Genomic DNA, 24,236 nt, shown 5'->3' with positions numbered 1-24,236 from the left:
TGAGCCGGGGCCGCTACACGGTCAGTGCGCGGTCCGTCGGCTTGATGGGCGCGGGCAGTGCGCTGGCGCCCGCGAGGTGGCGGTCCACACCGCGGGCTGCGGAGCGGCCCTCGGCGATGGCCCACACGATCAGCGACTGGCCGCGGCCAGCGTCACCGGCAACGTACACGCCGGGGACGTTGGTCGCGAAGTCGGCGTCGCGGGCGATGTTGCCGCGCGCGTCCAGCTCCAGTCCGAACTGTGAGACCAGGCCGTTGTCCTGGTCGGTTCCGGTGAAGCCCATGGCCAGGGTGACCAGCTGCGCGGGGATCTTGCGCTCGGTGCCCGGCTTCGTCTCGGGACGGCCGTCCTTGAACTCCACCTCGGCCAGGTGCAGCCACTGGACGTTGCCGTCCTCGTCGCCCTCGAAGTGGGTGGTGGAGACGGAGTACAGCCGCTCGCCGCCCTCCTCGTGTGCGGAGGTGACCTTGTAGAGCATCGGGAAGGTCGGCCACGGCTGGTTCGGGTTCCGCTCGTCGCCGGGCTTGCCCATGATCTCCAGCTGGGTGACCGAGGCCGCGCCCTGACGGTGCGCGGTGCCGACACAGTCCGCGCCGGTGTCGCCGCCGCCGATGACCACGACGTGCTTGCCCTCGGCGGTGATCGGGGCGACGGTCAGGTCGCCCTCCTGCACCTTGTTGGCGAGCGGCAGGTACTCCATCGCGAAGTGGATGCCGTTCAGCTCGCGCCCGGGGACCTTCAGGTCGCGGGAGGTGGTGGCGCCGGCGGCGATCACGACGGCGTCGTAGCGCTTGCGCAGCTTGGCGGCGTCGATGTCCCGGCCGATCTCCACCTCCGTACGGAACTTGGTGCCTTCCGCCCGCATCTGCTCGATACGGCGGTTGATGTGGCGCTTTTCCATCTTGAACTCGGGGATGCCATAGCGGAGGAGCCCGCCGATACGGTCCGCGCGCTCGTACACGGCGACGGTGTGGCCCGCCCTGGTCAGCTGCTGGGCGGCGGCCAGCCCGGCCGGGCCCGAGCCGATGACGGCGACGGTCTTGCCGCTGAGGCGCTCGGGCGGCTGCGGGGTGACGTCCCCGTTGTCCCACGCCTTGTCGATGATGGTGACCTCGACGTTCTTGATGGTCACCGGCGGCTGGTTGATGCCCAGCACGCAGGCCGACTCACAGGGCGCGGGGCACAGGCGACCGGTGAACTCCGGGAAGTTGTTGGTCGCGTGCAGCCGCTCGCTGGCGGCCGTCCAGTCCTCGCGGTACGCGTAGTCGTTCCACTCGGGGATGAGGTTTCCCAGCGGACAGCCGTTGTGGCAGAAGGGGATGCCGCAGTCCATGCAGCGTCCGGCCTGCTTGCTGATGATCGGCAGCAGCGAACCGGAGACGTAGACCTCGTTCCAGTCCTTGACGCGCTCGCCGACGGGGCGGGTCTTGGCGACCTCGCGGTCGGTGGTCAGGAAGCCCTTGGGGTCAGCCATTGATCGCCGCCTCCATCATCTTCTCGTGGGTCTCGGACTCGGAGAGCCCGGCTCGCTCGGCGGCGTCCTTGGCGGCGAGCACTGCCTGGTAGGTGGCCGGAATGACCTTGCTGAAGCGGGCCAGCGCGGCGTCCCAGTCGGCGAGCAGCTTCTCGGCGACGGTGGAGCCGGTCTCCTCCTGGTGTCGGCGCACGACGTCGTGCAGCCACTGCCGGTCGGTGGCGTCCAGCTCGGTGGACACGGCGGCGGTCAGCTCACGGTTGACGTTGGCCGGGTCCAGGTCGATGACGTACGCGATGCCGCCGGACATGCCGGCCGCGAAGTTGCGCCCGGTCTCGCCCAGGACGACGGCGTGGCCGCCGGTCATGTACTCGCAGCCGTGGTCGCCGACGCCCTCGGACACCACCGTGGCGCCGGAGTTGCGGACGCAGAACCGTTCGCCGACGCGGCCGCGCAGGAACAGTTCGCCGCCGGTGGCCCCGTAGGCGAGGGTGTTGCCCGCGATGGTCGAGTACTCGGCCAGGTGGTCGGCGCCGCGGTCCGGGCGGACCACGACCCGGCCGCCCGACAGGCCCTTGCCGACGTAGTCGTTGGCGTCGCCCTCCAGGCGCAGCGTGACGCCGGGCGGCAGGAACGCGCCGAAGGACTGGCCGGCCGAGCCGGTGAAAGTGATGTCTATGGTGTCGTCGGGCAGGCCCGCGCCGCCGAACTTCTTGGTCACCTCGTGCCCGAGCATGGTGCCGACGGTCCGGTTGATGTTCCGGATCGCGACCTGCGCCCGTACGGGCTGCGCGGCCTCGGCGGTGTCCGCGGACAGCGCGTCGGCGGACAGCTTGATCAGCTCGTTGTCGAGCGCCTTCGCCAGACCGTGGTCCTGGACGGTGACCTGGTGGCGTACGGCGCCCTCGGGCAGCTCCGGCACGTGCAGCAGCGGTGCCAGGTCCAGGCCCTGCGCCTTCCAGTGGTTGACGGCCTTGGAGGTGTCGAGCAGGCCGGCGTGGCCGACTGCCTCCTCCAGCGAACGGAAGCCCAGCTCGGCGAGGATCTCGCGGACCTCCTCCGCGATGAACTGGAAGAAGTTGACGACGTACTCGGCCTTGCCGCTGAACCGTTCGCGCAGCGTCGGGTTCTGGGTGGCGATGCCGACCGGGCAGGTGTCCAGGTGGCAGACGCGCATCATGACGCAGCCGGAGACCACCAGCGGCGCGGTCGCGAAGCCGTACTCCTCGGCGCCCAGCAGGGCGGCGATGACCACGTCGCGGCCGGTCTTGAGCTGGCCGTCGGTCTGCACGACGATCCGGTCGCGCAGGCCGTTGAGCAGCAGCGTCTGCTGCGTCTCGGCCAGGCCCAGCTCCCAGGGGCCGCCCGCGTGCTTCAGGGAGGTCAGCGGCGAGGCGCCCGTACCGCCGTCGTGGCCGGAGATCAGGACCACGTCCGCGTGTGCCTTGGAGACGCCCGCGGCGACCGTGCCGACGCCGACCTCGGAGACCAGCTTCACGTGGATGCGGGCCTGCGGGTTGGCGTTCTTCAGGTCGTGGATGAGCTGGGCGAGGTCCTCGATGGAGTAGATGTCGTGGTGCGGCGGCGGGGAGATCAGGCCCACGCCGGGCGTCGAGTGCCGGGTCTTGGCGACCCACGGGTAGACCTTGTGGCCGGGCAGCTGGCCGCCCTCGCCGGGCTTGGCGCCCTGCGCCATCTTGATCTGGATGTCGTCGGAGTTGACCAGGTATTCGCTGGTCACGCCGAAGCGGCCGGAGGCGACCTGCTTGATCGAGGAGCGGCGCGCCGGGTCGTACAGGCGCTCCGGGTCCTCGCCGCCCTCACCGGTGTTGGACTTGCCGCCCAGCTGGTTCATGGCGATGGCGAGGGTCTCGTGCGCCTCCTGGGAGATGGAGCCGTACGACATCGCGCCCGTCGAGAAGCGCTTGACGATCTCGGAGGCGGGCTCGACCTCCTCCAGCGGCACCGAGGGGCGGTCCGACTTGAAGGAGAACAGGCCTCGCAGCGTCATCAGGCGCTCGGACTGCTCGTTCACCCGGTCCGTGTACTGCTTGAAGATGTCGTAGCGGCGCGAGCGGGTGGAGTGCTGGAGGCGGAAGACCGTGTCCGGGTCGAACAGGTGCGGCTCGCCTTCGCGGCGCCACTGGTACTCGCCGCCGATGTCCAGCGCGCGGTGGGTGGCGGCGATGCCGGTGGCCGGGTACGCCTTGGCGTGCCGGGCGGCGACCTCCTTGGCGATCACGTCGAGGCCGGCGCCGCCGATCTTCGTGGTGGTGCCGTGGAAGTACGCGTCCACGAAGCCCTGGTCCAGGCCGACGGCCTCGAAGACCTGCGCGCCCCGGTACGAGGCGACGGTGGAGATGCCCATCTTGGACATCACCTTCAGGACGCCCTTGCCGAGCGCCTTGATCAGGTTCCTGATCGCGGGCTCGGGGTCGGTGTCCTTCGGCAGGAACGTACCGGCGCGGACCAGGTCCTCGACGGACTCCATCGCCAGGTACGGGTTGACGGCCGCGGCGCCGTACCCGATGAGCAGCGCGACGTGGTGCACCTCGCGCACGTCACCGGCCTCGACGAGCAGGCCGACCTGGGTGCGCTGCTTGGTGCCGATGAGGTGGTGGTGCACCGCGGCGGTCAGCAGCAGGGACGGGATCGGCGCGTGCTCGGCGTCCGAGTGCCGGTCGGAGAGCACGATCAGGCGGGCGCCGTCCTCGATGGCGGCGTCGGCCTCGGCGCAGATCTCCGCGATCCGGTCGGCCAGTGCCTCGCCACCGCCGGATACCCGGTACAAGCCGGACAGGGTGACGGCCTTCATGCCCGGCATGTCGCCGTCGGCGTTGATGTGGACGAGCTTGGCCAGCTCGTCGTTGTCGATCACCGGGAAGGGCAGCATGACGCTGCGGCAGGAGGCCGCGGTCGGCTCCAGCAGGTTGCCCTGCGGGCCGAGCGAGGAGATCAGCGAGGTGACCAGCTCCTCGCGGATGGCGTCCAGCGGCGGGTTGGTGACCTGCGCGAACAGCTGGGTGAAGTAGTCGAACAGCAGCCGCGGGCGCTCGGAGAGGGCGGCGATCGGCGAGTCCGTACCCATCGAGCCGATGGGCTCGGCGCCGGCCTTGGCCATCGGCGCCAGGATGACGCGCAGCTCCTCCTCCGTGTAGCCGAAGGTCTGCTGACGGCGGGTGACCGAGGCGTGGGTGTGCACGATGTGCTCGCGCTCGGGGAGGTCGGCCAGCTCGATCAGGCCCGCGTCCAGCCAGTCCTGGTACGGGTTCTCGGCGGCGAGCTGCGCCTTGATCTCGTCGTCCTCGATGATGCGGTGCTCGGCGGTGTCCACCAGGAACATCCGGCCGGGCTGCAGGCGGCCCTTGCGCACGACCTTGGCCGGGTCGATGTCCAGCACGCCGACCTCGGAGGAGAGGACCACCAGGCCGTCGTCGGTGACCCAGTAGCGGCCGGGGCGCAGGCCGTTGCGGTCCAGGACCGCGCCGACCTGGGTGCCGTCGGTGAAGGTGACACAGGCCGGGCCGTCCCAGGGCTCCATCATCGTGGAGTGGTACGCGTAGAAAGCGCGCCGCGCCGGGTCCATGGAGGCGCTATTCTCCCACGCCTCCGGGACCATCATCAGCACCGAGTGCGGCAGCGAACGGCCGCCGAGGTGCAGCAGCTCCAGGACCTCGTCAAAAGAGGCCGAGTCGGAGGCGTCCGGCGTGCAGACCGGGAACAGGCGCTCCAGGTTCTCGCTGTTGCCGGTGGCGTCCGCGAAGAGCTTGCTGGCGAGCTGCGACTCGCGGGCCCGCATCCAGTTCCGGTTGCCCTGGACGGTGTTGATCTCACCGTTGTGGGCGACGAAGCGGTACGGGTGGGCCAGCGGCCAGCTCGGGAAGGTGTTCGTGGAGAAGCGGGAGTGCACCAGCGCGATGGCGGTGGCGAACCGGCGGTCGGAGAGGTCCGGGAAGAACGGCTCCAGCTGCCCGGTCGTCAGCATTCCCTTGTAGACGACGGTGCGCGCCGACAGCGAGGGGAAGTAGACGCCCGCCTCGCGCTCGGAGCGCTTGCGCAGCGCGAAGGCCTTGCGGTCCAGGGCGAGGCCGGTGTCCTTGCCGTGCTTGTCGGTCACGAAGAGCTGGGAGAAGGCGGGCATCGTGGCGCGGGCGCCGTTGCCGAGCAGCTGCGGGGCGACCGGGACGACCCGCCATCCGAGGACCTCCAGGCCCTCTTCGGACGCGATCGTCTCGATACGTGAGACGGCGGCCGCGGCGTCCTCGGCCACGGACGGCAGGAAGGCGATGCCCACGGCGTAGGCGCCGGCGGCAGGCAGGGCGAAGGTGACGCTTTCGCGCAGGAAGGCGTCCGGGACCTGGAGGAGGATGCCGGCGCCGTCACCGGAGTCGGGCTCGGAGCCGGTCGCGCCGCGGTGCTCAAGGTTGCGCAGGACGGTGAGGGCCTGTTCGACCAGTGCGTGGCTGGCCTCGCCGGTGAGGGTGGCCACGAAGCCGACGCCGCAGGCGTCGTGCTCGTTGCGGGGGTCGTACATCCCCTGCCGGGCGGGGCGCCCGTCCATGGGCGACCAGGCGGCGGCGCTGGCGCTGCCGGTGGTCGCGGAGTGCGTGGACGCGGAACGCATCGGCTCTCCCAACGTCGTCGTGGCATGTGAGGTGCCGAGGGACGACGTTGGCCCTCCGCGAAATTTCGTGCAGGTTACAGGATGGCTCGCTTCTCGAAAAGCGGATAGAGCCTTCCAGAATGCGGACACCACTCGTGGCGGTGGACCGGGGACGCGGGCGGACGGATCGGCCTCCACCGGCGTCGTGTGCGTCGTTTTCGAGCAGGCGACATTGCCCGCAACGCTTGGGCCTTATGCCCGGCCCCCAACCAAACGAAACCGCCTAGTAATGCTTTAGTTATGCGGTTGCCCGCATAGCGCTGCACGAAGGGTCACCCTACGGCCGTACCGAACATTGCGCCCAGGACGTAGGTCACACCCGCCGCGGCGCCGCCGAGGGCCAGCTGCCGCAGACCGCTGAACCACCAGGACCGCGCCGTCACCCGCGCCACGACGGCCCCGCACCCGAAGAGCCCCACCAGCGCCAGCAGCACCGCAGGCCACAGCTGGGAGGCGCCCAGAAGGTACGGCAGAACCGGCAGCAGGGCGCCCAGCGCGAAGGAGCCGAAGGACGAGACGGCGGCGACCGTCGGCGAGGGCAGATCGGACGGGTCGATGCCCAGCTCCTCGCGGGCGTGGATCTCCAGCGCCTGCTCCGGGTCCTTGGACAGCTGCCTGGCCACCTCACGGGCCAGCTTCGGCTCCACGCCCCGCGACTCGTAGAGCGCGGCCAGCTCCTCTAGCTCGTCCTTGGGGTGCTTGCGCAGCTCACGCCGCTCCACGTCCAGCTCGGCCAGGACCAGCTCCCGCTGGGAGGCCACCGAGGTGTACTCACCGGCCGCCATCGAGAAGGCGCCGGCGGCCAGGCCCGCGAGGCCGGTGATGATGATGGTCTGCTGCGAGACCGCGCCGCCGGCGACACCGGTCATCAGGGCGAGGTTGGACACCAGCCCGTCCATCGCGCCGAAGACGGCGGGGCGCAGCCAGCCGCCGTTCACATCGCGGTGCGTGTGGTTGTCGCGGTGGGCTATGTGCGTGGGCGCCGAAGCGTCCATGACATCCATGACGGACATATGGGGACCCGTTCCCTTCTCGCGAGGTGTGGGCCGATGCCGGCGCTTCCCCCTCCAACACCTCGAAGCTATGCCTCACGCGTCCCGCCGCGCTAGCAAGGAAGGCCGAACTTACTGCGCTGACCTGCGAGTTTGCGGGCGGGTTGGGCGGGAGTGAGGGGTGGATCACAGGCAGCGGGGACAGCGGGGTGCGGAAAGCCGCATTCAAGACTGCGGAAAACCTCAGTGCGCGCGGGGGTACCGGCGCGGGAATCTGTAAACGTTTCCAGTAGACGAAGTCGAGGGGGCGGCGGGGATGGGACCGACAGCGGGAAAGCGGGAGCACGGGAGTGGTGGGGCGCCCACCGTGGAGACCATCGCGGTCCGGGCCGGGGTCTCCATCGCCTCCGTGTCGCGGGTGCTGAACGGCCACGGGGCACGCCCCGACACGGTCACCCGGGTCGAGCGGGCCGCCGCCGAACTGGGTTACGTCGCCAACGCGGTGGCCCGCTCCCTCAAGGGCGGCCGCTCCATGCAGCTCACGTTCGCCATGCAGGACATCGGCAACCCTGCGTACGTCTCCATGGTCCGCGAGATACAGGCCGTCATGAAACCGGCGGGCTACCGCCTGCTGCTGCACTCCACCGACGCCGTCGTGGAGGACGAACTCGCCGTCCTGCGCAGCCTCGCCGACCGTACGAGCGACGGGCTGATCCTGTGCCCGATCCGCATCACACCCCGGCATCTGGAGGCCGTCGCCCAGGCCGCCCGCCCGGTCGTCGTCATCGGCTCGCTCCCCGACGACACCCCGCACGGCCCGCTTGTGGACAGCGTCCGCGCCGACTCCGTGACCGGCGCCGCAGCGGCCGTACGCCACCTCGTCGAGACCGGCAGACGTCGCATCGCGTTCATCAACGGCCCCGCCGACACGGTGCCCGGCCACCACCGCGCCCTCGGTTACCGCACCGCGCTGGAATCCTGCGGCATCGAACTCGACCACGGCCTGACGGCGACCACGGACTTCACCGTCGAGGCAGGCGGTGCCGCGCTGCACGGCCTGCTCGACGCCCGGCCCGACATCGACGCCGTCCTCTGCGCCAACGACCAGCTGGCGCTGGGCAGTTCACAGACACTGCACACCCGCGGTCTGTCCATTCCCGGCGACGTCGCGGTGGTCGGCATGGACGACACGCTCCTTGCCCGGGCCGGCCGGCCGCCACTGACCAGCGTGGATCTCGGCTCGGGCGAGCGCGGCCGGATCGCGGCCCAGATGATGCTGGACCGGCTGCGCGAGCCCGCCGGGACGCCCCGCGCACCGGCCCGCCGCGAAACCGTCATACCCCGCCTGATCGTCCGCGCCTCCTCCGCACCGGCCGCCTCCATATGACATCCGGCCGGGGTGTGCCGCCTCGGCCGGATGCCCCGCACCCGAACCGTCGACCACTCGACCGACGCCCCGGATCAGCCCTGACGCCCCGGACACACACCGCCCCCCCGCGCCGGCCCCCACACCCACACTCGCCCTCGCCCCTACTCCCGCCCCCGGCCCTGACTCCCCCCACTCCACCCGCACACCGCTCAACAGATCGGCACGCACATGAGCGCACTGCACCTTCCGCTCCCGAACCCCCCGTCGGCCCGGCGCCCGCTGCTGCGCCCTGTCCCGTCACCCCGGCCCGAGTGCCCCGCCGGCCTGCGGGAGCACGCACGTGGCGCCATGCTCGGTCTCGCCGTCGGAGACGCGCTCGGCGCGCCCGCCGAGAACATGAAGCCGTCGCAGATCCGCCAACGCTGGGGCCGTATCGAGGGTTTCGTGACGGACGACCCGGTCGGCACGGACGACACCGAGTACGCCATCTTCTCCGGCCTGATGCTGGCCGAGCACGGCTCGTCGCTCACCGTCGCGCACGTCGAGGCAGCCTGGCACCAGTGGATCGCCGACCTCGACGAGGGCCCGTTCCGCGGCGCAGGCTTCAGCGAACGCGGCACCCTGGAGAATCTGCGCCGCGGGCTGGCCGCCCCCATCTCCGCCCAGCACCGGCACGCCTGGAGCGACGGCCTGGCCATGCGTGCCGCACCCTTCGGCGTCTTCGCCGCCGGCCGCCCCGCCGAGGCCGCCCGGCTCGTCGCCGTGGACGGCACGGTCAGCCACGAGGGCGAAGGCATCTACGGAGGCCGGGCGGTGGCCGCCGGTGTCGCCGCGGCGATGGTGGCCGGGTCCACGGACACCGTCATCGCCGCGGCACTGTCCGTGGTGCCCGAGGACTCCTGGACCGCCCGCTCGCTGCGCCGCGCGGTCGCCGCCGCCCAGCGCTCCCGGCTCACCCCGGGCACCACCCAGCTCGGCACCGAGCGCGCGGTCCGCTCCGCCGTCGTCATCGGCGGCTATCCGTGGACCGACCTGGCGCCCGAGGCGGTGGGGCTGGCCTTCGGCGCGTTCGCGGCGGCCCGTGGCGACTTCACCGCCTCGGTACTGACGGCGGTCAACATGGGCCGGGACGCCGACACGACGGCGGCAGTCGCGGGCGCCCTCGCGGGCGCGCTGGGCGGCACCAAGGCCATCCCGGCGGACTGGGCGGGGGCCATCGGCCCGGCCCGCGGCAGCTGCCTGCCGTCCATGGCCGGCTACCACGTCCTGAACATCGCGGAGTTGCTCACTCCCCTTCCGGACGAGGTGACGGCGTCATGACCCGCGAGTCACGCCGTGTCGGAGAACTCCCGGGGCCGGGCCCGACCCCAACTGACCTCAGTACACCCGGACTTACCGGTGCCACCAACGCGTCGCCACCGGTTCGGTCCGGTGCGGACGCTCCGCCGGTCGCCGTCACCCGTCCCCCGCCCCCCGTCATCGCCGCGGACCAGGGCGCCGCGCCGTTCCCGGGCGCCGGTCCCCCGTACTCCGACGCGTCCGCCGTACCCCGCCGCATCGAAGGGCTGCTGCTCGGGCTGGCGGCGGGGGACGCCGCCGGGTGGCCGGCGGCGCGGCACCGGGCGGCGCGGATGCCCGAGTGGACCCGTCGGCTGACCCGCGAGCTGGACACCTTCGCCGAGCAGAACGCGACGACCACCCTGCCCGTGCCGATCGCCCTCAACCAGCCGCCCGAGCCGCTGCGCCTGGGCCCGTCGGACGACGCCGAGTGGGCGGCCTTCACCGCGGAGGCCGTGCTGACCGCGGCGGGCTCCCCGCTCGGCGACCTCGGCCGGGACCGCCGCATGCGTACCTCCATCGACCTCGCGTGGAACGCGCTGGCCGACGAGATCGCCGCGGCCGCCGAGCAGGCGCCCGAGGTGGAGTCGGCGGTGCTGCCCCTGCGGGCCCGTATCTCCGTCCGGGCCGGGCTGGGCAACCTCGCCGCCGGGCTCCGCCCGCCCGCCACCGGCCACGACAATCCGCACTTCTTCGACGACGCCGCATGCGTACGGGCCTGCGTGCTGGCCGTCGTCCACCCCGGCGATCCACTGGCCGCCGCGGAACTGGCGGAGTTCGACGCCCGGTACACCCAGGACGGTGACGGCGTGTACGGCGCCCGTGCCATGGCCGCCGCCGTCGCGGCGGCACTGGGCGGCGCCACGGCGGACGCCTGCGCCGACGTGGCGCTGGCCCAGTTGCCGGAGGGCACGGAAATCCGCCGCAACACCCTGCACGCCGTGCGCCTCGCCCGCGCCGTGGCCGGGGACCACCCCGGCTCCGAAGGCCGGCCACAACCCGCAGACAGGCCCGGGCCCGTTGGCCGGTCCGAATGCGTTGGCCGGTCGGGCCCCGCAGACCGGCCCGAGCCCACAGATCAGCCCGATTCCGCAGACCGACCCGACCCCTCAGGCCAGCCCCAAGCCCAGCCCGCAGACCGGCCCGGCTACTGCGACGGCCCCGGGCAGTCCGGCCGTTTCCACCGTTCCGGTGACGCGTTCGCCCTCGTGCCCACTCTGGAGCACGAGATCGTCGACCACGTCTACAGCTACGGCATCGCCGCGGCCGAGACCGTCCCCGTGGCGCTCGCTCTCGCCGTCGCGGGCGGCGGGCGGCCTGCCGAGGCCGTACCGGCCGCCGCCTGCCTGTCCCGCGTCGCCGACTCGGCCCCCGCGCTCACGGGCGCGCTGACCGGCGCGATCAGCGGGGCGTCCGGTGTCCCCGGCAGCTGGCGCGATGCCTGCCGGACTCTCTCGGGCTGCGCACTGCCACGGCTTGCGGGGACCGACCTCGTCGAACTGGCCGCACAGCTCGCCCGTACGGACCTGACCGCACCCGAGCTGAACAACTGCCCGCCCGGGCCCCTGAGCCCGCCCCCGGGCCCCGTCCCGTCCCCGCCCCCGTACGTCGGAATCCCCGTCCCGTCCCGAAAGGACTGACCGGTCATGACGTATCCCGCTCCTCCCCCACCACAACCGGAACAGCCGCGATCCCAGGCGCAGCCGCACTCCCCCGCGGCGACGCCCGCCACCCCCTCCCTGGAGGACCGGGCGGTCGGCTGCCTGACCGGGGCCGCGGTCGGTGACGCTCTCGGCGGACCCGTCGAGGGCTGCACACCGGAACAGATCACGGCGCGGCACGGCGGCCGCGTCACCGGCATCGTCGGCCCCTTCCACGACGACTGGCGCACCGCGCGTCCCATCGCGCCGTATCACAAGGGCGACGGGCACGTCACCGACGACACCCTCATGACCCATGCGCTGGTACGGGTCTACGAGAAGGTCCGCGACCACCTGGACGCTTACGCCGTCGCCGAGCACCTCGTGCCCGACCTGATCGGCGCGCCCCGCTGGATTCCGGAGCTGGAGGCCGAGGCACTGCCGCTGCACCGCCTCTTCCTCGCCGAGAAGTGGCTCGTGGCCCGGCTCCACTACGGGCACGTCGACCCGCGCGAAGCGGGTGTCGGCAATATCGTCAACTGCGGTGCGGCGATGTACATGGCGCCGGTCGGCATCGTCAACGCCGGTCACCCCGAGGGCGCTTACACGGAGGCCGTGGACATCGCCGGTGCCCACCAGTCCTCGTACGGGCGGGAGGCCGCCGGCGTCTTCGCGGCCGCGGTGGCCGCCGCCTTCAAGCCGGGGGCCACGCCTGCCTCCGTGGTCGAGGACGCGCTGCGCCTCGCGAAGGACGGGACTCGCGCCGCCATAGAGGCCGTCTGCGCGGTGGCCGGCCGGTACACGGACTTCGAGTCCGCGTGGGAGCCGCTGCGTACGGCCGTCGCGCCCTTCGACACCGTGGGCCCCGCCTACCGGGAACCCTCCCTCGGGGCACGCCGCCCGTCCCGGCTGCACTCCATCGAGGAACTGCCGATCGCCCTGGGCATGTTGCTGGTGGGTGCGGGTGACTTCCGCCGTACGGTTCTGGGCTCGGTCAACTACGGCCGCGACTGCGACTCCATCGCCACCATGAGCGGCGCGGTGGCCGGGGCCCTGCACGGTGAGCGCACGATCCCCGTGGAGTGGGGCGAGGGCGTCTCCCGCGCGAGCCGGCTCAATCTGCGCGCCCCGGCCCTGGCGCTCGCCCGGGTCGCCCGTGAGGTCTTCGCGAGGGACCGGCAGCGCCGGCTCGACCATGAGCACGCCTTCGTCACGATCGCGGGTGCGTGATGCCGCGCCGCCAGCCGGGCGAGTCCCCGGACCAGCGCCCCGGAGCCCTGCGCGTGACCTGGGTACAGCCCGAGGACCTGATCGGACACGAGCTGCGGCAGGCCGCCGAGGATGGGCGCGACGCCTCGGCCGTCGAACACCGCTGGCGCGCGGCGGGCGGCCACCCCGCGCCCGAACGGTCCGGCGCCTCCCCACGCCCGGCCGACCCGCGCCTGCGCGAGCTGGCAGGCCGGTTACTCGACGAACTGGCCGCGCTCCCCTCCCCCTTGGCCGATGACGAGCCCACCGACCTCCCCGCGATCAAAGCGGCCTGCACCGAGTGGCCATCCACGCCCGCCCAGGCTCCTGGACCCCGGCCCGCCCCCGGTTCGCTCCGTCCTCGCCTGGAGGCCGCCTGGCTGGGGCGGGCGGCCGGGTGTCTGCTCGGCAAACCGGTCGAGAAGCTGCCGCTCGCCGGGATCCGCGCACTCGCCCGGGGCACCGGCAACTGGCCACTGCGCGGCTGGTTCACCGAGGCCGGCCTGGACCCGGCGATCGCCGCCCGGTACCCCTGGAACACCCGCAGCCGTGCCACCTCGCTGGCCGAGAACATCGACGGTATGCCCGAGGACGACGACCTCGACCACCCGGTGCTCGGGCTGCTGCTCCTCCAGCGTCACGGCCACGGCTTCCGCACCACCGACGTGGCCCGGCTCTGGCTCGACGAGTTGCCCGCGGGCCGGACGTTCACCGCGGAACGGGTGGCGTACCGCAACCTCCTGGACGGCATCGAGCCCCCGTACACGGCCTCCTGGCGCAACCCGTTCCGGGAGTGGATCGGCGCGCTGATCCGGGCGGACATCTTCGGCTGGACCTGTCCCGGCGACCCGGCCGGAGCGGCGGAAGCCGCCTGGCGGGACGCGACGCTCACGCACACCGCCAACGGTGTGTACGGCGAGATGTTCGCGGCGGCCGCCATCGCCGAGGCGGCGGGCGGGCACACGGACGTGCACGGGTGCCTGCGGGCCGGGCTCACCGCCGTACCGCACCGGTCGCGGCTGGCCCGGGCCGTACGGTTCGGCATCGAGGCCGCACACGCCGAGCCGACCGGGTCCGACGCCGGATTCGAGCAGGTCGTCGACCGGCTGCACCGCGCGTTCGGCCGCTACCACTGGGTGCACGTCGTGCCCAACGCGGCGCTGCTGGCCGCCGCCCTCACCCACGCGGACGGCTCCTTCTCCGGCTCCATATGCCGTGTGGTGTCCGGGGGCTGGGACACCGACTCCAATGGCGCGACGGCCGGTTCGATCGCCGGGCTCCTGGCCGGGTCCCCCGGCGCGCTGCCCTCCCGCTGGACGGCGCCGCTCCGCAACCGCCTCGCCACCACCGTCGGCGACCTGAACGGCATCGGCTTCGACACACTCGCGGCCCGCACCGCGGAGCTGGTCGTCAGCCGTACCCCCACCCGAGAACAGCGAGACACCGGCAACTGACCCCTCCGTCCGCCCCGACTCACCCCAGCCCAACCCACCACTCCCCCAAGAATCGAGGCACACCATGCGTCAGCAACAACCTCCACCACCGCCGGAAGACCGCCCTGACCGCCCTCCCTCCCCCGCTCTCACCGCCGGGCCGCTCGCCGGACTGCGGGTGCTCGATCTGGCCACGCTGTTCGCCGGGCCGCTGGCCGCCACACTGCTCGGCGACTTCGGGGCCGAGGTCATCAAGATCGAGCACCCCAGGCGTCCGGACCCGTCCCGCGGGCACGGGCCCGCCAAGGACGGTGTCGGCCTGTGGTGGAAACTGCTCGGCCGCAACAAGAAGACCGTCACCCTGGACCTCGCCGTCCCGGACGGCCGGGACGTCCTGCTGGAACTGGCCGGCACCGCGGACGTCGTGATCGAGAACTTCCGTCCGGGCACCCTGGAGAAGTGGGGCCTGGGCCCGGCGGAGCTGGCCGCCGTCAATCCGGGGCTGGTGCTGGTCCGGGTCACCGGGTTCGGCCAGTTCGGGCCGTACGCGCACCGTCCCGGCTTCGGCACCCTGGCCGAGGCGATGAGCGGGTTCGCCGCGCTCACCGGCGAGCCGGACGGTCCACCGACGCTGCCGCCCTTCGGGCTCGCCGACTCCGTCACCGCGCTGACCACCGCGTATGCGGTGATGGCGGCGCTGCGCGGGCGCGAGTCCACCGGCCGGGGCCAGGTGGTGGACCTGGCGATCATCGAGCCGATGCTCACGGTCCTCGGTCCGCAGCCCGTCTGGTACGACCAGCTCGGCCACGTCCAGCCCCGTACGGGCAACCGCTCCGTCAACAGCGCGCCGCGCAACACCTACCGAACCGCCGACGGTGACTGGCTCGCCGTCTCCGCCTCCACCCAGTCGGTCGCCGAGCGGGTGCTGCGTCTGGTCGGCCACCCGGAGTTCGTCTCCGAGCCGTGGTTCGCCACCGGCTCGGGGCGGGCCCGGCACGCCGACGAGCTGGACGCGGCGGTGGGCGGCTGGATAGCGCGGCACGGCCGGGACGAGGTGGTGGCCGCGTTCGAACGGGCCGAGGCGGCGGTCGCGCCGGTCTGTGACATCCGCGGGGTGATGGACAACGAGCAGTACCGGGCACTGGGTTCGATCACCGAGGTACCGGACGACGAGCTGGGCACGGTCCGGATGCAGAACGTGCTCTTCCGCCTCTCCACGACGCCCGGCGCCATCCGGTGGGCGGGCCGTCCGCACGGCGCGGACACGGACGCGGTGCTGTCCGGTCTGCTCGGGCTGTCGGCGGCGCGGATCGCCGCGCTGCGTGCGGACGGTGTCGTATGACCGCCGCCGTCACTGCCGCTGCCGCTGCCCCGTTCGCCGTCCCGCCGCTGACCTGGCTGTACGTACCGGGTGACCGTCCGGCGGTGGTCGCCAAGGCACTGGTGTCCGGGGCCGACGCGATCGTGATCGATCTGGAGGACGCGGTCGCCGCCGACCGCAAGCCGTACGCCCTTCGGGCCACCGTCGAGCTGCTCATCGCTCGACGGCCCGCGCCCCCTGGTTCCTCCTCCGGGCCCGCCGTCCACGTCCGGGTCAATGCGCTCACCGGTCCGTACGCCCCGACGGAGATCCGGGCCCTTGCGGCTCTCCCCGCGCTGGCCGGGCTGCGGCTTCCCAAGGTGAGCGGGGCCGCCGATATCCGCCGCGCCGCGGCCTGGGCGGCCGCGGCCGGCAGCGGGAACGTGGGCCCCGCCGGCGCGGCCCACGCCCATGCCCATGCCCATGCCCACGAGGAAGCGGCGGACGTGCCGCCGCTGTACGCGCTGCTCGAATCCGCCCTGGGTGTGGAGAACGCCTTCGCCGTCGCCACCGCGCACCCGGCGCTGCACGGACTTTCCCTGGGCGAGGCCGACCTGCGGGCCGAGCTGGGTGTACGGGACGAGAACGGGCTCGGCTGGGCACGCGGCCGTACGGTGATCGCCGCCCGCGCGGCCGGGCTGCCGCCCCCACCGCAGTCGGTGTTCCCCGACCTGCGCGACACGGAGGCACTGGCACTGTCGTGCGCCCGGGGCCGGGACCTGGGCTTCCTCGGCCGGGCGGCGCTGCACCCACGCCAACTGCCGGTGATCGAACGGGCCTACCTGCCCACCGCCGAGGAGATCGAGAGAGCCGTGGAGACGGTTCAGGCGGCGGCCGCCCGGGCCGGTGCCTGTGCCCTGCCCGACGGCCGCTTCGTCGATCCGGCCGTGGTCGCCGCCGCCCGCCGGGTCCTCGCGCTGGCGGCCCGCGGGGTCCGATGCGGGGAGGAACGGTGAGCCCGCCGGAAACGGCGGAGGCCGCCCCGACCCCGTTGGGTCCGGACGGCCTCCGTCAAGCTCGGTCGGTGCGACGCCGGGCGTCAGGACTCCTTGCCGGTCCGGCTCCCGGAACCGGCGTCCTTCGTCAGCTTCGCGGCGCCCTTGGCCACGCTCTCCTTACCGCTGCCCGCGGCCTTGGGAGCCGCCTTGGCCTCCGTGGTCTCCTCGGCGTCCTTGGTGCTCTTGGCACCCTTGAGGGACTTGCCGCGCTCGTCGGTCCCGTCCGCGGCCGCGTCCAGCGCAGCCGGCTCGACGACCTCCTCGCGGCCCGGGATCTTCTTCGCGGAGACCACGATGTAGACGACGGACACGACGAGACCGATGAGCGCGGTCCACACGTTCAGGCGCAGGCCCAGGATGTGGTGGGCCTCGTCGACCCGCATGTACTCGATCCAGGCGCGGCCGGCGCAGTAGGACGCCACGTACAACGCGAACGCCCGTCCGTGGCCCAGCTTGAAGCGCTTGTCCGCCCAGATCACGAGCAGCGCGACGCCGATGCACCACAGCGACTCGTACAGGAACGTCGGGTGGTAGGTGCCGCCGACCCGGCCGATGGACGGATCGTCGCTGATCTCCAGCGCCCACGGGAGGTCGGTGGCGCGGCCGTAGAGCTCCTGGTTGAACCAGTTGCCCCAGCGGCCGATCGCCTGGCCCAGGGCCAGGCCGGGCGCCAGCGCGTCCATGTACGCGGGCAGCGGGATACCGCGGCGGCGGCAGCCGATCCAGGCGCCCAGCGCGCCGAGCGCGACGGCGCCCCAGATGCCGAGGCCGCCCTCCCAGACCTTGAAGGCGTTGAGGGGGTGGCCGTCCTTGCCGAAGTACGGCTCGTACGTCGTGATGACGTGGTAGAGGCGGCCTCCGACGAGCCCGAAGGGCACGGCCCACACGGCGATGTCCGCGACGGTCCCGGAGCGGCCGCCGCGCTGGATCCAGCGCTTGTTGCCGAGCCAGACGCCGATGAAGACGCCGATGATGATGCAGAAGGCGTAGCCGCGCAACGGGATCGGGCCGAGGTGAACGACACCCGTGGAGGGGCTGGGAATGAATGCGAGGTCCATGGCAGGGACGACGCTACCGCGCCGGATGGGCGCGGCGACAACCCACCCGGCTACGGCTGTGTAACGACCGTCACTGCCGGCGGTCGATTACGGCCACGGTCGGGGCCCGGAACGACGCCAGGAACGGAGCCCCGAGCAGCGCCCGGAGTGGAGCCCGGAGCGGCACCCGGAACGGAACCTGAATCGCCGCTCCGATACGGGAGCGCCCTGGCACGGCACCGGGCCGGTGCGGCGTCACACCGGGCCCGCCCGATACCCCACCGGCCCCGCCCGATGCCCCTCCGGGCCCGTCCGGCATCCCTTCGGGCCCGTCCGGTACCCCACCGATCCGACCCAACGCTCCACCGGGCCCACCCGGTACGCGACCAGCTCCACCCGGCAGCCCGCCGGACCGGCCCGGTACGCCACCACACCCACCCGGTAGGCCACCGCTCCGATCCAGTACCGCGCCAGGCCGCCTCCTCACGGGGCCGGGGCCGGGACCCGGTCCGCGCTGCCGCCCGAGTGCTCGGCGCCCGCGCCGGAACCGGCGCTCTGTCCCTGCGCGGCACCGTGCCCGGCTCCGGCGCTGTGTCCCGCACCGGCCGTGCTGCCCGCGCCCGCCGAATGTCCGGCACCGCTGCCCGCCGAGGCCCCGACCGTCGTGGCCCCGGTCTCCGCCTTCTCCGCCTTCTTCGCCTTTTCCGTCTTAGCGTTGCCGGGCTTCGCGCCGGGCGGCTTGTTCTCGGAGGATCCGCCGCCCGCCTTCTTGTCCTTGGCGGCGTCCCGCACCTTCTGCTTGAGCCCGTCGGGGGTGAGGTTCTTCTCCTCGGCGAGGTTCTTGCCGTTGAGCAGGACGGTCGGGGTGCCCTGGTATCCGGAGTTGGTGAAGGCGGAGTTGGACTTGTGGACGAAGTCCGTGTACTTACCGTCGTTGACGCACTGCGTGAAGGCGTCGCTGATCAGCCCGTTCACCTTTCCGGCCAGCTGGATGAGGTACTTCTTGTCCGCGAACCGGTCCTGCTGCTCCGGCGGCTGGTTGTCGTACAGCACGTCGTGGTACTCGCGGAAGCGGCCCGCGTCCTGGGCGCAGAGCGCGGCGTTGGCGGCGGTGACCGAGCCCTTGCCGTGCATGCTGCCGTCGATGATCGTCGCGAGGTGGTAGTCGCTCTTCAGCAGCCCGGAGTCCTCCAGCTCGTGGATGGCGCCGCGGAACCCCTTCTCGAACTGGGCGCAGGCGGGGCAGCGGAAGTCCTCCCACACCGTGAGCGTGGACGGGGCCTCCTTCTTGCCGACCGGCACCGCGGGCTTGTCGCTGTCCTGGGTCCCCTTGGGAAGCGCCACCTTGTCGCTGCCGCCCGAGTCGTCGCCCGAGGAGGCGGCCCAGACGCCGACGCCACCGGCGATGGCCAGCACCGCCACCACCGCCGCGGCGACCTTCAGCTGGCGGCCGCGCCGTTCGCGCGCCTTCTCCTTCACCCGCTGGGCCTGCAGCCGCTCACGGGCACTGTTCTTTTTGTCTTGATTGTTCTGGCTCACGCCCCTGAACAACGAAGCGGAGGGGCGCCCTCGCACCCCTCCGCCGCGTTCTTCGTCCTAACGAGGGACAGCCCCGCCGGGCACCGGCCCGGACACACGCGGGCACCCCAATCAGACGTGCGACCGCACACCCTCCGGGGCCGGTTCCGCGGCCGTGCCCGTGCCGTGGGGCCCGCGTGTCACCCGCGCTTGCGTACGCCCGCCGCCAGGTCGCCCGCGAGTTCGCGGACGCCCGCGAGACCGGCCTCCAGGTCGTCCCCGGCGTCCAGCAGCCGCTTGACGAAGGCCGATCCGACGATGACCCCGTCAGCGAACCGGGCCACCTCGGCGGCCTGTTCGGCGTTCGAGACGCCGAGGCCGACGCAGACCGGCAGGTCGGTGGTGGCCCGGGTGCGCTCGACCAGGTCCTGCGCCTCGCGGCCGACCGACTCGCGGGTGCCGGTGACACCCATCAGCGAGGCCGCGTACACGAAGCCGCTGCCCGCCTCGGTGATCTTCGCCAGGCGTTCGTCCCGGCTGCTCGGCGCGACCACGAACACGGTGGCCAGGCCGTGCTGCCCGGCCGCCGCGCGCCACACCCCGGACTCCTCGACCGGCAGGTCGGGCAGGATGCAGCCGGCCCCGCCCGCGGCGGCCAGGTCGGCGGCGAAGCGCTCGACGCCGTATGCGTCCACCGGATTCCAGTACGTCATGCACAGCACCGGCGCGCCGGTCGCCGCGTGTACCTCGCCGACCGTACGGATGACGTCCTTGATCTTGACGCCGCCACGCAGCGCGATGTCGTCGGCGGTCTGGATGACCGGGCCGTCCAGGACCGGGTCGCTGTGCGGCAGCCCGATCTCGACGATGTCGCAGCCGCCCTCGATCATGGCGGTGACGGCCCGCACACCCCCGTCCACGGTCGGGAAGCCGGCCGGCAGATATCCGACCAGCGCGGCCCGGTTCTCCTCCCTGGCCGCGGCCAGGGTGCTGCCGAGCAGCTGGACGTTGCCCGCCATCACTTGCTCCCCTCGTCGTGCGCGCCGAGCGCGGTGTCCGTGGCGTCGGTGTCGTCGGCCTCCACCGCGTCGTCGGCGGGCGCCCCGTACAGCCCGAAGTAGCGGGCCGCGGTGTCCATGTCCTTGTCGCCGCGTCCGGAGAGGTTGACCAGGATCAGCCCGTCCTTGCCCAGTTCGCGGCCGATTTCCAGCGCGCCCGCCAGCGCGTGGGCGCTCTCGATGGCCGGGATGATGCCCTCGGTCCGCGACAGCAGCCGCAGGGCCTGCATCGCCGCGTCGTCGGTGACGGCCCGGTATTCGCCGCGGCCGGTGTCCTTGAGGTAGGAGTGCTCGGGCCCGATGCCCGGGTAGTCCAGTCCGGCGGAGATCGAGTACGGCTCGGTGATCTGGCCGTCCTCGTCCTGCAGGACGTAGGACCGGGAGCCGTGCAGGATGCCGGGGGTGCCCTCGGTGAGGGTGGCGGCGTGTTCGCCGGTCTCGACGCCGTGGCCGCCGGGCTCACAGCCGACGAGCCGTACGGAGGCGTCCTGGAGGAACGCGTGGAAGAGGCCGATGGCGTTGGACCCGCCGCCGACGCAGGCCACCGCCGCGTCCGGGAGGCGCCCGGTGCGCTCCAGGAGCTGGCGGCGCGCCTCGACGCCGATGACCCGGTGGAAGTCGCGGACCAGGGCCGGGAAGGGGTGGGGACCTGCGACCGTGCCGAAGAGGTAGTGGGTGCGGTCGACGTTGGCGACCCAGTCCCGGAACGCCTCGTTGATGGCGTCCTTGAGGGTGCGGCTGCCGGATTTCACGGCGATGACCTCGGCGCCGAGCATCCGCATCCGGGCGACGTTCAGGGCCTGCCGCTCGGTGTCGATCTCGCCCATGTAGATGGTGCATTCGAGGCCGAAGAGGGCGCAGGCGGTGGCGGTGGCCACGCCGTGCTGGCCCGCGCCGGTCTCGGCGATGACGCGGGTCTTGCCCATGCGCCGGGTGAGCAGCGCCTGGCCCAGCACGTTGTTGATCTTGTGCGAGCCGGTGTGGTTCAGGTCCTCGCGCTTGAGGAAGACCCGGGCGCCGCCGGCGTGCTCGGCGAACCGCGGCACCTCGGTCAGGGCGCTGGGCCGGCCGGTGTAGTTGACCATCAGGTCGTTCAGTTCGGCGGCGAAGGCCGGGTCCGCCTTGGCCTTCTCGTACTCGGCGGCCACCTCGTCCACCGCGGCGACCAGCGCCTCGGGGATGAACTTGCCGCCGAAGTCGCCGAAGTAGCCTCCGGCGTTCGGGACCTGACCCTCCGGGTCCGGGATGAAGAAGTCAGAAGACATCCGACGTACTCCTCGATCGGGGCAACTGCCCCGGAAGTATGGATATGCGGGCATCACGGTATGCGGTGCGCCTCGCGCTCGGTGCGTCTCGCGCCCGACGCGCTCCCCCACTCGCCCGACACGCCCCACGCACTCCCCGCGCGGCGTCGGCAACGGCGGCCGCGACCGTGCCGCGAGGAAGCGGATACGAAAAGGCGAAGGGAAAGCGGGAGCGGGAGCCGGAGTCGCGAAGGCGGAGCTCGCGCCACGGCCTGCGGACAGCCCGTCCGGGGCGCCTCGCCGGGCAGGCGGGGAACGGGACGGAACGGCTCACAGGCCGACAAGGCGCGAACGAGTGGACACCGGGGACGGAACCCCCGTACGGGGATCAATCACCCGGGCCCGGCAACGAGCGGCTACAGCGCGCCGTTACGGCGCCATCGCCGGCCGTTGATCTGGCCCGGCTCCGCACCGATGTGGTACCTGACCCGCCGCCCGCGCACCCGGCGGGCCGGCGCCCGGCAGCCACGCGGCCGGCACCCGCGCCCCAGCGCCGCGTGCGGATCGCGCGCGGCACCGGCCGCGGCGAGCACGCCGGCCGGTCCCGGGAGGGGTCCCGGGCCGGGGCGGTGGAGGCGGGCGGTGGCCATGGAGGGAGTCAGCCCCGTCCGTGCCGGATGGCAGGGTGGGAACCGGCCGCGACCAGGTCGGCGACGGCGGTCTTCGGGTCCTTGCCGGTGACCAGCGACTCGCCCACCAGCACGGCGTCGGCGCCGTCATTGGCGTACGCGATCAGGTCGTGCGGCCCGCGCACGCCGGACTCGGCGATCTTGACGATGTGGTCCGGGATCTCCGGCGCGATCCGCGCGAAGTTCCCGCGGTCCACCTCAAGGGTCTTCAGGTTGCGGGCGTTCACCCCGATGATCCGCGCACCGGCGTCCACGGCCCGCTGGACCTCTTCCTCGTCGTGCACCTCGACCAGCGGCGTCAGCCCGATCGACTCGGCCCGCTCGATCAGCGAGACCAGGGCCTCCTGCTCCAGCGCGGAGACGATCAGCAGCGCCAGGTCGGCGCCGTACGCGCGGGCCTCCCACAGCTGGTAGGCGGTGACGATGAAGTCCTTGCGCAGGACGGGGATGTCGACCTTGGCCCGGACGGCCTCCAGGTCGGCGAGCGAGCCGCCGAACTTGCGCTGCTCCGTCAGTACGGAGATGACCGCCGCGCCGCCCGCCTCGTAATCGGCGGCGAGGCCGGCCGGGTCGGCGATGGCGGCGAGCGCGCCCTTGGAGGGGCTGGAGCGCTTGACCTCGCAGATCACCGTGACGCTGTCGCCCTTGAGGGCCGCGACCCCGTCCTTGGCCGGGCGCGCCTTGAGGGCCCGCTCCTTGAGTTCGTCGAGGCCCACGCGCGCCTGCCGCTCGGCGAGGTCGGCGCGGACTCCCTCGATGATCTCGTCGAGCACACTCACGCGAGCGGCCTCCTTCTTGAGCGGTGGAGGGTGACAGTCGCCCTCGGGGCCAGTGTCACCCCGTCAGGCTCTCCGATGGTATCCGGCGAGGGGCAAAGGTCTCACATCCGGTTGACGCCGGTCCCACCAGGTGGACGGCCGCACCGCGCACCGAGCAAGGAAACCGCAGGTCAGGAGGCGTTTCCGCACTTCATGGCCTCCCGTGGCACGGATCTCCGTGACCTTGGCCCACCTGCCCCGACGCGCCCCCCGACCTCACTCCGGGCCCGGTATGACCCGGCCCGCGAACCCTTGATTCGCTACGGAGTCAACCCTTCCCCGAACGGAAGATTGCGTACGACCGTGAAGACGAGCAGCAGCCCGCCCAACGCCCACCAGTGCACCGCTCCGGGCCGCGGGCCCGCCGTAGGGAGTCCGCGGGCCGCCCGTACGGCCCAGGCCGCCCAGAATACCGCGAAAGCCGCGTAACCGGCCATCGCCAGAATGTTGGCTCCCGCCGCCGTGGCGAAGTCACCGTGCGCGACGGCGTGCGCGCCGCGCAGCCCGCCGCAGGCCGGACAGTAGATGCCGGTGAGGGCAAGCAGGGGGCAGGCCGGGTAATGGCCGGGTTCGTTCGGATCGACGAGTCCCACGAAGACGAAGGAGGCGGCGACGGCCGCCAGGACGCCGAACGGCGCCGCCATCCGCCGGGCGAAGGCGAAGGCGAAGCCGTGCGGGCCGAGGCGGCGAGCGCTCCCACCGACGGCATCACGCTTCAACCCACACCCTTCCCCGGACGCGGCACCGGACACAGGCCCAGCCGCAGGCCCTGGTACGGGTCCGGACTCGGGCCCGTACCCGGACCGATACGAGTCCGGTACGAGTCCGGACTCGGGCCCGGACGCAGATCCGGATACGGAAACCGGCCCACCGACCGGGCCCACGGGTTCACCCACACGACGATCGTGCTGCCGTACGGGCAGGACCGCAGCTCACCGACCGCCGTACGAACGACGCCCCCACCGGATTCCCCCACCCATCCCCCAACGGACAACGGCGCGGCCGCGGCCACCGTACGCGGGATGCCGCCAAGCACCCTCGCCGTACAGGCCGCGCCACCGCGCCGTCGCAGGATCCGTTGCCGCCGGGCCGGGCCCGGCGAGGGCTCAGCCCTCCTGGGGCCGGGCCTTGGCCTGGCCGTGGGCCGTCGCGCCCTTCTTGCCGCCCTGGCCCATGCCGGCCGCGCGCATGACGCCGCCGACCACGGCACCGAGGCCGATCAGGACCATGCCCGCCCAGAACCCGGTCACGTTCGCCAGCACGATGAAGGCGCCGGCGACGCAGAAGCCGATGAACGAGATGATGACGCCGGTCCAGGCGGCGGGAGTGTGTCCGTGGCCACTGCTCGACATGAGTG

Annotated in this window: 18 protein-coding genes; 7 read left to right on the top strand and 11 right to left on the bottom strand. The window is 72.6% G+C overall.

The window, feature by feature from the left end:
- Positions 1 to 13: 13 nt before the first annotated feature.
- From ACZ53K_RS02890 to ACZ53K_RS02880, 3 genes are all read right to left on the bottom strand, one after another.
- Entirely contained in the window at positions 14 to 1,474 is a 1,461-nt protein-coding gene (locus ACZ53K_RS02890) for a glutamate synthase subunit beta (protein ID WP_468831246.1), read from the bottom strand.
- Entirely contained in the window at positions 1,467 to 6,098 is a 4,632-nt protein-coding gene (gene gltB / locus ACZ53K_RS02885) for a glutamate synthase large subunit (RefSeq protein ID WP_468831243.1), read from the bottom strand. The genes ACZ53K_RS02890 and gltB overlap by 8 nt, the downstream gene beginning before the upstream one ends.
- A 311-nt stretch (positions 6,099 to 6,409) precedes the next feature.
- Positions 6,410 to 7,141: a VIT1/CCC1 transporter family protein gene (locus ACZ53K_RS02880; RefSeq protein WP_468831891.1), complete on the bottom strand. Its 732-nt coding sequence runs from the start codon at positions 7,139 to 7,141 to the stop codon at positions 6,410 to 6,412.
- Between the two features lie 304 nt (positions 7,142 to 7,445).
- Here ACZ53K_RS02880 and ACZ53K_RS02875 point away from each other — a divergent pair, with 304 nt between their 5' ends.
- The 7 genes from ACZ53K_RS02875 to ACZ53K_RS02845 all read left to right on the top strand — a co-directional run bounded on the left by ACZ53K_RS02875 (position 7,446) and on the right by ACZ53K_RS02845 (position 16,473).
- Positions 7,446 to 8,516 carry a LacI family DNA-binding transcriptional regulator gene (locus ACZ53K_RS02875; RefSeq protein ID WP_468831240.1) on the top strand — a complete coding sequence of 357 codons (1,071 nt, stop codon included), beginning with the start codon at positions 7,446 to 7,448 and terminating at the stop codon, positions 8,514 to 8,516.
- A 210-nt stretch (positions 8,517 to 8,726) separates the two neighbouring features.
- A complete protein-coding gene (locus ACZ53K_RS02870) occupies positions 8,727 to 9,818 on the top strand; it encodes an ADP-ribosylglycohydrolase family protein (protein ID WP_468831237.1) in 1,092 nt (363 codons plus the stop codon).
- A complete protein-coding gene (locus ACZ53K_RS02865) occupies positions 9,815 to 11,476 on the top strand; it encodes an ADP-ribosylglycohydrolase family protein (RefSeq protein WP_468831234.1) in 1,662 nt (553 codons plus the stop codon). The genes ACZ53K_RS02870 and ACZ53K_RS02865 overlap by 4 nt, the downstream gene beginning before the upstream one ends.
- A gap of 6 nt (positions 11,477 to 11,482) precedes the next feature.
- Positions 11,483 to 12,706, top strand: coding sequence for an ADP-ribosylglycohydrolase family protein (locus ACZ53K_RS02860; RefSeq protein ID WP_468831231.1), 1,224 nt, complete (start codon positions 11,483 to 11,485; stop codon positions 12,704 to 12,706).
- Positions 12,706 to 14,178 carry an ADP-ribosylglycohydrolase family protein gene (locus ACZ53K_RS02855; protein ID WP_468831228.1) on the top strand — a complete coding sequence of 491 codons (1,473 nt, stop codon included), beginning with the start codon at positions 12,706 to 12,708 and terminating at the stop codon, positions 14,176 to 14,178. Before ACZ53K_RS02860 ends, ACZ53K_RS02855 begins: the two co-directional genes overlap by 1 nt.
- 64 nt (positions 14,179 to 14,242) lie before the next feature.
- Positions 14,243 to 15,499, top strand: coding sequence for a CaiB/BaiF CoA transferase family protein (locus tag ACZ53K_RS02850; RefSeq protein WP_468831225.1), 1,257 nt, complete (start codon positions 14,243 to 14,245; stop codon positions 15,497 to 15,499).
- A complete protein-coding gene (locus ACZ53K_RS02845; protein ID WP_468831222.1) occupies positions 15,496 to 16,473 on the top strand; it encodes an HpcH/HpaI aldolase/citrate lyase family protein in 978 nt (325 codons plus the stop codon). The genes ACZ53K_RS02850 and ACZ53K_RS02845 overlap by 4 nt, the downstream gene beginning before the upstream one ends.
- 83 nt (positions 16,474 to 16,556) lie before the next feature.
- On the opposite strand, the gene lgt is transcribed toward ACZ53K_RS02845, so the two are convergent.
- From lgt to ACZ53K_RS02805, 8 genes are all read right to left on the bottom strand, one after another.
- Positions 16,557 to 17,573, bottom strand: coding sequence for a prolipoprotein diacylglyceryl transferase (gene lgt, locus ACZ53K_RS02840; protein ID WP_468831219.1), 1,017 nt, complete (start codon positions 17,571 to 17,573; stop codon positions 16,557 to 16,559).
- A gap of 462 nt (positions 17,574 to 18,035) precedes the next feature.
- Complete coding sequence (locus ACZ53K_RS02835) at positions 18,036 to 19,091, bottom strand: DsbA family protein (RefSeq protein ID WP_468831216.1); 1,056 nt, start codon at positions 19,089 to 19,091, stop codon at positions 18,036 to 18,038.
- Between the two features lie 179 nt (positions 19,092 to 19,270).
- On the bottom strand, positions 19,271 to 20,089 hold the full coding sequence (gene trpA / locus ACZ53K_RS02830; protein ID WP_468831213.1) for a tryptophan synthase subunit alpha: 819 nt from the start codon (positions 20,087 to 20,089) through the stop codon (positions 19,271 to 19,273).
- A complete protein-coding gene (gene trpB, locus ACZ53K_RS02825; RefSeq protein ID WP_468831210.1) occupies positions 20,089 to 21,393 on the bottom strand; it encodes a tryptophan synthase subunit beta in 1,305 nt (434 codons plus the stop codon). Before trpB ends, trpA begins: the two co-directional genes overlap by 1 nt.
- A 395-nt stretch (positions 21,394 to 21,788) precedes the next feature.
- On the bottom strand, positions 21,789 to 22,022 hold the full coding sequence (gene trpM / locus ACZ53K_RS02820) for a tryptophan biosynthesis modulator TrpM (RefSeq protein ID WP_468488110.1): 234 nt from the start codon (positions 22,020 to 22,022) through the stop codon (positions 21,789 to 21,791).
- A gap of 8 nt (positions 22,023 to 22,030) precedes the next feature.
- The gene (gene trpC, locus ACZ53K_RS02815) at positions 22,031 to 22,840 is read right to left on the bottom strand and encodes an indole-3-glycerol phosphate synthase TrpC (RefSeq protein ID WP_360134509.1); all 810 of its coding nucleotides are present in this window, start codon (positions 22,838 to 22,840) and stop codon (positions 22,031 to 22,033) included.
- A gap of 299 nt (positions 22,841 to 23,139) precedes the next feature.
- Entirely contained in the window at positions 23,140 to 23,523 is a 384-nt protein-coding gene (locus ACZ53K_RS02810) for a DUF2752 domain-containing protein (RefSeq protein ID WP_468831889.1), read from the bottom strand.
- Between the two features lie 462 nt (positions 23,524 to 23,985).
- Complete coding sequence (locus ACZ53K_RS02805) at positions 23,986 to 24,231, bottom strand: HGxxPAAW family protein (protein ID WP_468831206.1); 246 nt, start codon at positions 24,229 to 24,231, stop codon at positions 23,986 to 23,988.
- Between the last annotated feature and the right edge of the window lie 5 nt (positions 24,232 to 24,236).

It is taken from the genome of Streptomyces sp. NPDC033221 (assembly GCF_055577005.1).
This window is presented reverse-complemented; position numbering and strand designations above follow the sequence as displayed.